At 70.7% G+C, this 12,668-nt stretch carries 10 protein-coding genes; 7 read left to right on the forward strand and 3 right to left on the reverse strand.

Annotated elements, in window-relative coordinates; genetic code table 11:
* The first annotated feature begins 10 nt into the window (after positions 1–10).
* On the forward strand, positions 11–1,663 hold the full coding sequence (locus AB0C12_RS11205) for an alkaline phosphatase D family protein (protein WP_360546562.1): 1,653 nt from the start codon (positions 11–13) through the stop codon (positions 1,661–1,663).
* Positions 1,664–1,719: 56 nt separating this feature from the next.
* Here AB0C12_RS11205 and AB0C12_RS11210 read toward each other — a convergent pair whose 3' ends face one another.
* Both AB0C12_RS11210 and AB0C12_RS11215 read right to left on the reverse strand, forming a co-directional pair.
* Complete coding sequence (locus AB0C12_RS11210) at positions 1,720–3,375, reverse strand: DUF4192 family protein (RefSeq protein ID WP_360546564.1); 1,656 nt, start codon at positions 3,373–3,375, stop codon at positions 1,720–1,722.
* A gap of 96 nt (positions 3,376–3,471) precedes the next feature.
* A complete protein-coding gene (locus AB0C12_RS11215) occupies positions 3,472–3,975 on the reverse strand; it encodes a GNAT family N-acetyltransferase (protein WP_360546566.1) in 504 nt (167 codons plus the stop codon).
* A 56-nt stretch (positions 3,976–4,031) separates the two neighbouring features.
* On the opposite strand from AB0C12_RS11215, the gene AB0C12_RS11220 reads away from it, so the two are divergent.
* From AB0C12_RS11220 to AB0C12_RS11240, 5 genes are all read left to right on the forward strand, one after another.
* Positions 4,032–4,913: a fructosamine kinase family protein gene (locus AB0C12_RS11220; RefSeq protein WP_360546568.1), complete on the forward strand. Its 882-nt coding sequence runs from the start codon at positions 4,032–4,034 to the stop codon at positions 4,911–4,913.
* Positions 4,914–5,059: 146 nt separating this feature from the next.
* Entirely contained in the window at positions 5,060–6,067 is a 1,008-nt protein-coding gene (moaA, locus tag AB0C12_RS11225) for a GTP 3',8-cyclase MoaA (RefSeq protein WP_360546570.1), read from the forward strand.
* Position 6,068: 1 nt separating this feature from the next.
* Complete coding sequence (locus tag AB0C12_RS11230) at positions 6,069–6,326, forward strand: MoaD/ThiS family protein (protein ID WP_360546572.1); 258 nt, start codon at positions 6,069–6,071, stop codon at positions 6,324–6,326.
* On the forward strand, positions 6,323–7,639 hold the full coding sequence (locus AB0C12_RS11235) for a metallophosphoesterase (RefSeq protein WP_360546574.1): 1,317 nt from the start codon (positions 6,323–6,325) through the stop codon (positions 7,637–7,639). Before AB0C12_RS11230 ends, AB0C12_RS11235 begins: the two co-directional genes overlap by 4 nt.
* 124 nt (positions 7,640–7,763) lie before the next feature.
* Entirely contained in the window at positions 7,764–10,925 is a 3,162-nt protein-coding gene (locus AB0C12_RS11240; protein WP_360546576.1) for a UvrD-helicase domain-containing protein, read from the forward strand.
* Between the two features lie 147 nt (positions 10,926–11,072).
* On the opposite strand, the gene AB0C12_RS11245 is transcribed toward AB0C12_RS11240, so the two are convergent.
* A complete protein-coding gene (locus tag AB0C12_RS11245) occupies positions 11,073–11,561 on the reverse strand; it encodes a prepilin peptidase (RefSeq protein ID WP_360546578.1) in 489 nt (162 codons plus the stop codon).
* 386 nt (positions 11,562–11,947) lie between these two features.
* Here AB0C12_RS11245 and AB0C12_RS11250 point away from each other — a divergent pair, with 386 nt between their 5' ends.
* Complete coding sequence (locus AB0C12_RS11250; protein WP_360546580.1) at positions 11,948–12,646, forward strand: hypothetical protein; 699 nt, start codon at positions 11,948–11,950, stop codon at positions 12,644–12,646.
* Positions 12,647–12,668: the final 22 nt, after the last annotated feature.

Genomic DNA, 12,668 nt, shown 5'->3' on the forward strand with positions numbered 1-12,668 from the left:
GGCTGCCGGCATGGCACTCTCACGACGTACCCTCCTGCTCAGCAGCGCTGCGGTGGGCGCGGCCGGCGCCGCGAGCGTCTGGCCGCTGGCTGCCTCGGCGGCGCCGTACCGCGGGCCGCTGCGCGCCGATCCGTTCACCCTCGGAGTGGCCTCCGGCGACCCGGAACACGACGGCTTCGTGCTCTGGACCCGACTGGCCCCGACCCCACTCGCCGACGACGGTCTGGGCGGCATGCCGTCCCGCGACGTACCGGTGCAGTGGGAAATCGCCGGCGACGCCCGCTTCCGCCGGATCGTGCGCCGCGGCGTCGCCGTTGCCCGGGCCGCAGCGGCGCACACCGTGCACGTCGAACTGCACGGGTTGGCGCCGGCCCGCGAATACTTCTACCGCTTCAAGGCGGAGCGGTACGTGTCACCGACCGGCCGTACCCGGACGGCCCCGGCGCCGTGGGCGAGCGGCGGCACCCTGGCGATGTCGTTCGTGTCCTGCTCGCAGTACGAGCACGGCTACTTCACCGCGTACCGGCGGCTGGCCGAGGACGAGCCGCAGCTGATCCTGCACCTGGGCGACTACCAGTACGAGTACGGGCCGGACACGTACACCATCCCCGGCGGCAACCCACGCGACCACCAGGGCCCGGAGACGGTGACTCTGGCGAACTACCGCCAGCGGCACGCCCAGTACAAGAGCGACCCGGACCTGCAGGCAGCGCACGCGGTCGCGCCGTGGGCGGTGGTCTTCGACGACCACGAGATCGAGAACAACTGGGCGGACAAGGTCCCGGAGCAGCCGGACCCGAACTTCCTGGCCCGCCGCGCCGCGGCCTTCCAGGCCTACTACGAGAACATGCCGCTACGCCGTACCTCGATCCCCCGCGGCATCGACATGCAGCTGTACCGGCGCCTGCACTGGGGACGGCTGGCGACGTTCCACATGCTCGACACCCGCCAGTTCCGCGACGACCAGGGCTGCGGCGACGGCTACCAGGACTGCCCGGCCGCGACGGACCCGGCCCGCTCGATCACCGGCGCGAAGCAGGAGAAGTGGCTGCTCGACGGCTTCCACCGCTCGACGGCCCGCTGGGACATCCTGGGCCAGCAGGTCTTCTTCGGCCAGCGCGACAACAACGCAGGTCCGGCGAAGGTGGTGAGCATGGACTCGTGGGACGGCTACGCGGCCTCCCGCGACCGCATCACCCGAGGCTGGGTGGACGCGGGGGTCCGCAACCCGGTGGTCCTGACCGGCGACGTGCACGCCCACTGGGCGGACGAGCTGAAGCTGGACTACACGGACCCGACGTCACGCACGGTCGGTACCGAGCTGGTGTGCTCGTCGATCACCTCCACGGGGGACGGGGCCGATGTGGCCTCGGGGCAGCACCCTTGGGCGGCCTGGAATCCGCATCTGCGGTTCTACAACAACCAGCGGGGTTACGTCCGGACGACGATCACGAAGGACGCGATGACGGCGGACTTCCAGGTGTTGCCGTACGTGACCCGGCCGGGGGCGGCTGTGCATACGCGGGCGAGCTTTGTGATCGAGGATCGGGTGCCCGGGTTGCAGCAGGTTGCTGACAATCCGACGCCGGGTGGGGCTGCTGTGCTGCGGAGCGGCCGGGATCTGGGGGCCGATACGGTCCGGCAGGAGTCTGCGAGGCCCTGATCGGTTCGGCCGGGCCATCCCGTTTGATCTTGATGGCCCGGCCGGCCGGCCGAGATTCAGATCCGGCGGTGAGCTGCTCGGCGTTGCTTGGGGCCTCGTCTTTCGTGCTTTCCCGCTCCGTCGCCGGGCCGAGCCGCGGGCGCGGCGTCGGGCCCGACTCGGACCGGGAGCTTCTCGCCGCGCTTGACGCTGTCCGGCTTCGGGACGTGGCGGCCCGGCCGGGGCAGATCGGGCTTCGAATTCTCGGACTGTGCCTGCGGAACACCGTCGCTTTCGTCAGGCTCTTCCGCTTCGGGCGAGGCGTCCATCGGTGGCAGGCCATCCACGGCCGGCCAGCCGTCGAGCGTCGACGGGGGCAGCCCGGTGAGGATCGCGGCCTGCATGAGCACCCCGAGCTGGTAGTCCTGCTTGTATTCGAGAGCGCGCTCAACGGCGACGCTGGCCAGCGGACCCATCCCTTTGCGCCAGGACACGAAAGCCAGCAGCGCCGCCGGCGCCGAACGGTAGCGGGGCTCCACCCGGCGCACCAGGTCCGACCAGAGCGCCAGCTCCCAGTCCTCTGTTCGCGTGCGGACCCAGGCGTAGTCACGGACCGGCAGGTGGAGCAACAGCACGCCGAGCCATGCGGCGTCGTCATCGCTGAGCCGCCCGCCGGTGCTGTAGCAGCGCTCCGCCTCCCGCACCGCCAACCGGCCCGCACGTCGCACCAGGGCGAAGAAATAGTCCTCGTCCGACACGAACTCCGGGCTATCAGCGACCTCGTCCGGTGCTTCCGGCATCGGCATCTTCAGACCGAGGCTTGCCCAGAGGACGTTGCCCAGGCGTAGTTCGGCTGGTCCGGGGCGGCTCCGGCCGCGAGCGGCCATCGCAGGCTGCTGGACGGTCGCCTTGTGGAAACGGGGAGTCCGGGCCGGGTCGCTGCGGCTTCCGTCGGTCGGCGGGCCGTCCCGATGCGGGCCGTCCCGATGCGCGCCGTCCCGATGCGCGCCGTCCGGATCCGCGCCGTCCCGATGCGCGCCGTCCCGATGCGCGCCGTTCGGATCCGCGCCGTCCGGATGCGGGCCGTCCAGATCCGCGCCGTCCGGATGCGCCCCGTCCGGATGCGGGCCATCGGGTGTCTTGGCTTCCCGGGGTGGTGGGCGTTCGCCGGCGAGCGCCGCCAGGCGCAGGACCGCCCGCGGTGTCGCTGCCTCCATCGCCTCGCGATCGTCACCCGTCACCGGCGCGAGCTGCTCCGACAGGGCTCCCCGATCAGGCAGTGCGACCGCTCCCGCGAAGGTCGCTTCGGCCGCCACCACGCTGTGCGCCGGCTCGCAGGGCTGGCCTTCCGGCGGGCAGCACGATGAGTCGGTGCACAGGTATGACCGGAACCTGCCGTCTTCCACGTGCAGCTCGTCGACGACCGTCGCGCCGGCCTTGCGGAACGCGTCCGAGATGCGCATCACCGCTGGCGCCACGCGGGACTCTTCGCCGTACCCGATGATCGTGACCGCCTCGGCGTCCTGGCGCAGGACGACCGTTGCCAGGTGCAGGACCGCGGCCCGGGCTTCTTCCTCGGGTGCGGTGAGCTCGGGCAGGTCGATGCGCACGGCGAAGGTGATGAGCGTGCCCCGCAGCGCCACCACGACGAGGCTGTCCGCCGGGTGGAAGCCGATCAGGAACGGCACGGCTGAGATGAGCTCGGCCGGTGAACTGACCATCTGCTTTTTCATGCCCGGCAGCGTGGCCGAATTCAGCTCGCCGCCGCCTGCCAAACCTGGCTCCTGTGGATAACCCGGTTATCCACAGGCGTCCCCCACGACCCGGGCTCAGGAACGAAACTGCAACGCATGCAACTCGAGCCCGTCCTGCTGCCAGTCATGGGCATGCCGGTCCAGGTCCATGGTCAGTTCGATCGACGACACCACGTCATAGCCGGCCGCGTGCAGGCTGCGGATCGCGTCGACGTTGCGCGACGACGGCGAGATCGTCAGCGAGACCATGTTGCGCTTCTTCGCTTCCGCGGCGACGTGCCGCAGCAGCTTGCGGCCGACCCCCTTGTGCCGGTGGGAGCCGGTCACGACCACGGGCTCCACCTCGCCGGCGCGGCCGCGCATGATGAGCCCGACCAGGCCGATCACCCCGTCATCGGCGTGGTCGGCGACCCAGAGCCCGCTCAGGTCCAGCCGGGTGAGGTATTCCTCGAAGCCCGCTCCGGCATCGTTGGCGGCATCGCCGTACATCTGGTTGTGCTGATTGGTCAGCTCCGACCACAGGCGGCGACCAGCGCTGTGGTCGCTCGGCCGGTACGAACGCACCGCGACAGGTGTCATGCCGACATTTTGACTCCGATCCGAGCACGCCGTAACCCGAAGTGGAAGATAAGGCGGTGGATCTGGCGTACCTGCGCGCGCACCCCCAGCATCTCCCGACATTTCTCACCCATCAGCGGATCCGGGAAACCCCCGTCGGGGGCGGTGACGTATGCACCGCATCCCGCCTGACCTTGGACGATGGCGCTTCACTGTTCACCAAGACGTGGCCGTCCGGCAGCGCTCCCGAGCACTTCTTCGCGACCGAGGCGGCCGGCCTGCGATGGCTTCGCGAGGCCGGGACCGTGCCGATCCCGGAGGTGCTGGTGGCGCTTCCGGAGATGCTCGCGCTCGAGTGGATCGACTCGGGCCCGCCGTCCACGGCTGCCGCCGAGCGGTTCGGGCGGGAGCTGGCCGGGCTGCATCTCCGGGGCTCGGATACCTTCGGCGCGCCTTGGCCTGGGTTCATCGGGCCGTTGGCTCAGGACAACACGCCCTCCGCCGGGCCGTGGGGGCCGTGGTTCGCGGAACGGCGGCTGCGGCCGTACCTGAAGATCTCGGCCGACAGCGGCGCCCTCCCACCGGCGGACGTCGCGGTCGTGGAGCAGGTCATCGAGCGGATCGAGGGGTACGGCGGGGACGAAGCGCCGGCTCGGATCCACGGCGACCTGTGGCCGGGGAACGTCCTGTGGGGCGCCGACGGGCGGGCCTGGCTGGTCGATCCGGCTGCGCACGGTGGGCACCGGGAGACCGACCTGGCGCAGCTCGCGCTCTTCAGCGGGGCGCCGCACCTGGAGACGATCATGCGGGCGTACGCGGAGGAGTGGCCCCTGGCAGACGGCTGGCGCGAGCGCGTACCCGTGCACCAGTTGCATCTCCTGCTGGTGCACACGGCAGCGTTCGGCGGGGTCTACCGCAGCTCAGTGCGCTCCACGGCCGACGCCGCGCTACGCAGCTGAGCGCTCGGCGTGCCCCGGACCACAGAGCATGCGACGCCAAATGTCACATCCAAGCGCTACGTTCGATCAATGAGCGAGTGTGCCGGGCGATCCGGATGGCACCGAGCTCCTGCCGACGTGGCCTACCAGCGGGGCGAGGGGTCGACATGAGTGTGCTCGCTGACCGCTTCGGACGGGTCGCGACCGATCTGCGGGTGTCGTTGACCGACCGGTGCAATCTGCGCTGCTCGTACTGCATGCCCGAGGAGGGCCTCGCGTGGATGCCACGTGAGCAGCAGCTGACCGATGACGAGGTCAGCCGCCTGATCCGGATCGCCGTCGAGCAGCTCGGCGTCACCGACGTACGGTTCACCGGCGGCGAGCCGTTGATCCGGCGAGGGCTGACGGGCATCATCGCCGCGGCCGCCGCGCTCGAACCGCGGCCGAAACTCTCCATCACCACCAACGGCATCGGGCTTGATCGGCTGGCGGGTGCGCTGCGGGACGCCGGCCTGAATCGCGTCAACGTCTCCCTGGACACCCTGTCGCCGGCCCGGTTCCTGGAGCTCACCCATCGCGACCGGCATGCCGACGTGCTGAAGGGCCTGGCCGGGGCAGCCCGCGCCGGACTCACCCCGGTGAAGATCAACACGGTGCTCATGCGCGGGGTCAACGACGACGAGGCTCCGGCGCTGCTGCGCTTCGCTCTCGACCACGGCTACCAGCTCAGGTTCATCGAGCAGATGCCGCTGGATGCTCAGCACCAGTGGGACCGGCACGAGATGGTCACCGCTGAGGCGATCCTGGCCTCGCTCGAGCCGTACGGGCTACTACCCGATTCGGTTTCACGTGGAACAGCGCCGGCCGAGACCTGGCTCGTGCCCGGCTATGTCGACGCGGCGGGCAATCCGGCCCGCGTCGGGGTGATCGGCAGCGTGACCAGGCCCTTCTGTGGTGACTGCGACCGCACCCGGCTCACCGCGGACGGCCAGGTCCGCAACTGCCTCTTCGCCACGGAGGAGTCGGACCTGCGCGGGTTGCTGCGCTCGGGGCGGCCGGACGCGGAGATCGCCAAGGCCTGGCAGGCCGCGATGTGGGGCAAGCGAGCGGGCCACGGGATCGACGACCCCTCCTTCCTGCAGCCGGTCCGCCCGATGTCAGCGATCGGGGGCTGACGTGTCCAGCGGCGCGGGCGTGGTTGAAATCAGGTACTTCGCGGGGGCGCGGGCTGCTGCCGGCTGCTCGTCGGAAAGCGTCGCGGCCGGGTCACTGGAGGACCTCACCGTGGTGCTGGCGCAGCGGCACGGCGAGCGGCTCGCGATGGTGCTGAAGGCGGCCAGCTTCCTGGTGGACGGACTCGCCTGCCATGATCGACAAGCGGCATTGCCCGCCGGCGCGACGGTGGACGTCCTGCCGCCGTTCGCTGGGGGTTGAGCTTGATCGCGTTCGTCGCGCTCATCATCGTCGTCATCGGCCTGATCCACTTCTACCTGTGGAAGCGGCTGGTGCGGGACCCGTTCCGGGCCGGGCGGGTGCGCAGGTTCGGCGGTTTCGTGGCGGTTGCGCTGGCCGTGCTGGTGCCGGCGACCCTGATCGGGGTGCGGTCCGGGCACGTCGAGTGGCTGGCCTGGCCCGGGTACCTCTGGATCGCGCTGATGTTCTACCTGCTGGTGACGCTGGCGGTCCTGGAGATTCCGCGGCTGGTGATCAACCTCTGGATCCGGGCCACGAGCAAGTCCGAGAGCCTGACGAAAGCCCACCCTGGCGCCGAGGCCACAGCCACGACGGTCGCCGCGGCAGTAGCCAGGCCGACTTCGACGGACGCGGAAGCGCCCCAGCCGGCGCCCGTCGTCAGCCTCGCGACCGGAGCCGACGCTGACGGAGGAAGTAAGCCCGAGGTCCCCACCGATCCCCCGGGCTCGCAGGGGATCGACCGGCGGCTCCTCCTCGCCCGCGGCGCAGCGATCTTCGCCGGGCTCACCGCCGCCGGCATCACCGGCTACGGCGTCAAGACCGCACTCGGCCCCCCGCAGCTCGACCGGGTCCAGCTCCCCATGGCCAAGCTCCCCCGAGCCATGGACGGCACCCGCCTCGCCGTCGTCTCCGACATCCACCTCGGCCCACTGACCGGCACCAACCACGCCGCCCGGATCGTCGATCTCATCAACTCGGTCAACGCCGACATCGTCTGCATCGTCGGCGACCTGGTCGACGGCAGCGTCGCCGAGCTGGGCCGGTTCGCCGCGCCGCTCGCCACCATCAAGTCACGCCGGGGCGCCTACTTCGTCACCGGGAACCACGAGTACTACTCCGGATATCAGGAGTGGGTCGCCGAGGTGGCCCGGCTCGGGGTCAAGCCACTGCGGAACGAGCGGCTCGAGCTGGACGGGCTCGACCTGGCCGGTGTCAACGACATCGGCGGCGTCGACTTCGGGGACGGGCCTGATCTGCGGCGCGCGCTCGGGGACCGCGACACCAGCCGGCCGGTTGTGCTCATGGCTCATCAGCCCGTCGTCGCCCGGGACGCTGCTCCGTTCGGCGTTGACCTTCAGGTTTCCGGGCACACCCACGGTGGTCAGATGGCTCCCTTCAACCTGCTCGTCAAGCTGGAGCAGCCGGTGGTCAGCGGGTTCGGCACGGTCGACGGCGTGCCGGTCTACGTCACCAACGGGGCCGGATTCTGGGGTCCGCCGGTGCGGGTGGGCGCGCCGCCGCAGGTCACTGTCATCGAGCTGCGTACCCCTTAGCAGTGAATCTTGGGGGTTGCGCTGAGCCACGGGGCACATCTCCGCAGGATTCAATCGTGGATCGGTTATGTCACTTCGCGCGTGGCGGCTCGTGGCGCGCCGGGCGCTCGTGACAGGATGCAGCGTGCCCTCGGTTAGCGCAGGGTCCTCGGTCACCGCGGACACATACGTCGCGGATCTGCACATCCACTCCAAGTATTCGCGGGCCTGCAGCCGCGACCTCACCCTGCCGAACCTGGCCTGGTGGGCTCGGCGCAAGGGCATCGCCGTGCTCGGCACCGGGGACTTCACGCATCCCGCCTGGTTCGACCACCTCCGGGAAAATCTGGTCCCCGCCGACGAGCCCGGCCTCTACCGGCTCGGCGCCGACGCGGAGCAGGAGGTCAGCCGCAAGCTGCCGCCGATCCTGCAGAGCAGCACCGACGCCCGGTTCATGCTCAGCGTCGAGATCTCCACGATCTACAAACGGGACGACCGCACCCGCAAGGTCCACCACCTGATCTACATGCCGGACCTGGCCGCCGCCGCCCGGTTCAACACCGCGCTCGGCCGGATCGGCAACCTCACCGCGGACGGCCGCCCGATTCTCGGCCTCGACTCCCGCGACCTGCTCGAGATCGTGCTCGAGGCCAGCCCCGACGGTTACCTCGTCCCCGCGCACATCTGGACCCCGTGGTTCTCCGCGCTGGGCTCGAAGTCCGGCTTCGACGCCATCGCCGACTGCTACGCCGACCTCGCCGAGCACATCACCGCCGTGGAGACCGGGCTCTCCTCCGACCCGGCGATGAACTGGCGGGTCTCCAGCCTCGACCGCTACCGCCTCGTGTCCAATTCGGACGCCCACTCGCCCGCGGCGCTGGCCCGGGAGGCGACGCTCTTCACCGGCGCGCCCGACTACTTCGCGATCAAGGCCGGCGAGACGCTGGCGGGCACGATCGAGTTCTTCCCCGAGGAGGGCAAGTACCACGCGGACGGGCACCGGGCCTGCGGCATCAACTGGGCGCCGCAGCAGACCCGCGAGCACGGCGGCCGCTGCCCCGAGTGCGGCAAGCCGCTGACCGTCGGCGTGCTCAACCGCGTCGAGGAGCTGGCCGACCGCACCGACGGCGGCCAACGGGACCAGCAGGTCGTTCACCTCATCCAGCTCGCCGAGATCCTGGGCGAGATCAACGGCGTCGGGCCGAAGTCGAAGACCGTCGACGGCCAGCTCAACCACGTGGTCGCCAGCCTCGGCGCGGAGCTCGACATCCTGCGCAACGTCCCGCTCGACGACATCGGCCAGGCCGGCGGCGAGCAGCTGCGCGAGGCCATCGACCGGCTGCGGCGCGGCGCCGTGCGGCGGATCTCCGGGTACGACGGTGAGTACGGCGTCATCACCCTCTTCGAGCCCGGCGAACTGCGCAACAAGCAGAGCGCTCCGCAGGCCGAGACGCTGTTCGACATGATCCCCGTACCGGTGCCGCAGCAGCGCCGGGCCGAGCCGGCGATCGGCCGCGCCCCGGTCCCGAAGGCCGCCAAGGAGCCGAAGAAAAAAGCGCCGCCGCTGCCCCCGCCGGCCAGCCCGCACGAGCCGTTCGAGCCGATGCTGGCCGGCATGGAAGAGGTCGGCACCGGGCTGCTGGACCGCCTCGACGCCATGCAGCGGGTGGCGGCCTCCGCGCCCGGCGGTCCGCTGCTGATCGTGGCCGGGCCCGGCACCGGCAAGACCCGCACGCTCACCCACCGGATCGCGTACCTCTGCGCCGAGCTGGGCGTCTTCCCCGAGCGCTGCCTGGCGATCACCTTCACCCGGCGCGCCGCCGAGGAGATGCGCCATCGGCTCGACGCGCTGATCCCGGACGTGGCCGAGGACATCACGGTCGGCACGTTCCACTCGCTCGGGCTGACCATCCTCAAGGAGAACGCCAAGGCGGCCGGGCTCGGCGCGAGCTGGCGGATCGCCGATGACGCGGAGCGCGCCGCGGCTCGTGAGCAGGCCGGCGATGACGACCACGCGTACGCGAAACTGCTCCGTCAGCAGGACCTCGTTGACCTGGACGACCTGCTCACGATGCCTGTCGCGTTGCTGCGCGACGAGCCGGAGCTGGTCGAGCGGTACCGCAAGCGCTGGCAGTGGATCTTCGTGGACGAGTACCAGGACGTCGACGACACGCAGTACGAGCTGTTGCGCCTGCTCTCACCGGCGGACGGCAACCTGTGCGCGATCGGCGACCCCGATCAGGCGATCTACTCCTTCCGCGGCGCCGACGTGGGGTACTTCCTGCGCTTCAGCCGCGACTTCACCGATGCCCGGCTGGTCCGGCTCACCCGCAACTACCGCTCGTCCGCACCGATCCTGGCCGCCGCCGTGCAGGCCATCGCGCCGACCACGCTGGTGCAGGGCCGCCGGCTGGACCCGGCCCGCGTCAACCCCGAGTCGCCGCTGGTCGGTCGCTACTTCGCGGGCAGCGTGGCGGACGAGGCCGACTTCGTCGTCCGTACCGTTGACGAGCTGGTCGGTGGCCTGTCGCACCGCTCGCTCGACTCCGGCCGCGTCGACTCCCGCGCGGTCGCGCCGGGCACCCTGTCCTTCGCGGACATCGCGGTGCTCTACCGCACGGACTCCCAGGCACAGGCTGTGGTCGACGCGCTGTCTCGCGCCGGCGTACCGGTGCAGAAGCGGTCACACAATCGCCTGCGGGACCGGCCCGGCGTCCAGGTGCTGGCGCGCGAGCTGCGGCACGCCGACGGCCTGGCTGGACCACTGGCCGCCCGGGTCAAGCTGACCGCGCAGGTCCTGGCCCAGCGGTACGCCGCGCCGACCCTGGACGCCGAGCAGCTCGCGCCGGAGGACGTCTGGACGGCGGCCGACCTGCTCATGCCGCTCGCCCATCGGATCGGCGAGGACATGACCCGCTTCCTGCAGGAGATCGCCACGGGCGCCGAGGTCGACGCGCTCGACCCGCGGGCGGAGGCGGTCAACCTGCTGACCCTGCACGCGGCGAAGGGGCTGGAATTCCCGGTCGTGTTCCTGGTCGGCTGCGAGGACGGGCTGTTGCCGTTGCGCTGGCCCGGCGGCAAGCCGACGGATGACGAGACGGCTGAGGAACGGCGCTTGTTCTTCGTCGGGCTGACGCGGGCGCAGGACCGGCTCTATGTGAGCCACGCGGCGCGGCGCTTCCGGCACGGCAAGGAACGCGAGCAGTCACCGACACCGTTCCTGGACGCGATCGACGCGGGATTGTTCGAGCGCATGGGCGACGCCGTCCCGGCCCGGCCCAAGGACCGCCAGCTACGGCTCCTCTGAGCTGAGCACCACCATGACCTGCTCGTTGTCGCCGCATCGTGCTCCTGCGCGAAGAACACCTTGAGATCGGCTTCCTCGACGTTCCTGATTCCGCACCTCATCGCCCATGTCCGGAAGTCCGGCAGCAGCCTCCGGCATTCCTGGACGCTATGTGAGCAGGCAACCGAGCAGTGCGCCGGTCAGCAACGCCGGCCCCAGCGGCAGAGCGGTCCGGCGTCCCGCCCTCCTGGTCAGCAACAGCACCACCGCAACCGGACCGTTGATCAGATGCGGGGCCAGCAGCCCGACGACCACCGCCGGCCACCCCACGAAACCCAACGTGAAGCCCAGCACCGTGGCGAGCTTCACGTCACCCATTCCGAGCCCGCCCCCAGGCAGCAAAGCGATGATCAAATACACACTGCCGCTGAGCGCAGCCCCCAGAGTCGCCCGCACGAGATCGGCGGGCTCGCCGGTCAGCACAGCGACAGCGCTCAGAGGCAGCACCGTCCCCACCGCCAGCAACCCGACCAGCGGGTCCGGCAGGCGCAGGCAGCGCAGGTCGATCAAGGCCAGCAGGATGCCCAGCAGCGCCGCCGGAAGCAACACCACCAGCAGCGGCGCCGGCCCGATCGTGGCCCCCAACACGCCTCCCACCAGCGCACCTGTCGTCAAGGTCCACACCGGTGCCCGGGCACAGTCGCACGGTGCTCCGGCCCGCACCCAGGTCGGTAGATCGGCTGTGCAGTCAGCGCAGGTTGATCTCGGCCGGCTGCCGCGGGGCACCGCCAGGCGGTGCGCCAGGCGGGGGACGAAGGCGGCCGCCGCGCCGCCGAAGATCGCCGCGCAAACCGTCACCGTGAAAGACATGGGGCTGAACGGTAGTGGTCCGGCGTCCCCCGCGCGGGTCGCGTTGCCGACAGACGAGGCGAATGGCCCTGTTGTAGCCGAGTTGAGCCCAGCTCGGCGCGATTCCGGGAGAGAACGAGCGGGGCGTGCACGCTACGGTGGCGTACAGCGAACCCGCGCCTGGAGGAACCCCGATGTCGCAGAACGGCCCCTACCCCGGCCAGGGCTGGTCGGCCGGCGGACCGCCGGGTTCCGACGAGCCGTACACCGAGCCGGCCGATCCGTGGGGTGACGCCGCGACGCATTCCTCGCCGGTGCCCGAGACGGCCTGGGGTGGCCAGCCGATGTCGGTGCCGCCCTCGCAGGAGAATTCCGCGGGCTTCCACGGTGGCTATCCGGTGGCGCCGATGAACGGCGTGCCGCCCGTCTGGCAGCAGCCGCCGGCACCGCCGCCGCGTAAGCGCAACACTCCGATCATCGCCCTGGTGGTCGTGCTCGCTCTGCTCATCATCGGCGGGCTGGCGACTGCCGGTTGGTTGGTGCAGCGGGCCGGCAACCCGGAGGCCGGGCGGTCGGCCCAGCCCACCGCGTCGGCGAGCGCCACCAACGGCTCGGTGCCCGAGCCGCAGGGCAGTGAGGACGCGCGCTTCGTGGGCAAGGGCCAGTGCGTGCGCAACGAGGGTACGGCGGACGACAGCCCCGACCTCAAGATCGTGGTCTGCGCCAGCGGCACGTACCAGGTGCTCAAGCGCGTCGACGGCCGCACCACCGGCGAGGCTGACGCCGAGTCCAAGTGCAGCAAGGTCCAGAAATACACGAAGTGGTACTTCTACGACAGCGAGCTGGACAGCCTCGACTTCGTGCTCTGCCTCAAGGAGTATGGGGTCGACTAGCGCTCTCTAGGGCTGATGCTAG

The organism is Actinoplanes sp. NPDC048967, assembly GCF_040649415.1.
GTDB lineage: Bacteria > Actinomycetota > Actinomycetes > Mycobacteriales > Micromonosporaceae > Actinoplanes.

Excerpts from the sequence above, each read along its gene's own strand:
- AB0C12_RS11205 (WP_360546562.1), top strand. The coding sequence starts at position 11 with ATGGCACTCTCACGACGTACCCTCCTGCTCAGCAGCGCTGCGGTGGGC.
- AB0C12_RS11210 (WP_360546564.1), bottom strand. The coding sequence starts at position 3,375 with ATGAAAAAGCAGATGGTCAGTTCACCGGCCGAGCTCATCTCAGCCGTG.
- AB0C12_RS11215 (WP_360546566.1), bottom strand. The coding sequence starts at position 3,975 with ATGACACCTGTCGCGGTGCGTTCGTACCGGCCGAGCGACCACAGCGCT.
- moaA (WP_360546570.1), top strand. The coding sequence starts at position 5,060 with ATGAGTGTGCTCGCTGACCGCTTCGGACGGGTCGCGACCGATCTGCGG.
- AB0C12_RS11250 (WP_360546580.1), top strand. The coding sequence starts at position 11,948 with ATGTCGCAGAACGGCCCCTACCCCGGCCAGGGCTGGTCGGCCGGCGGA.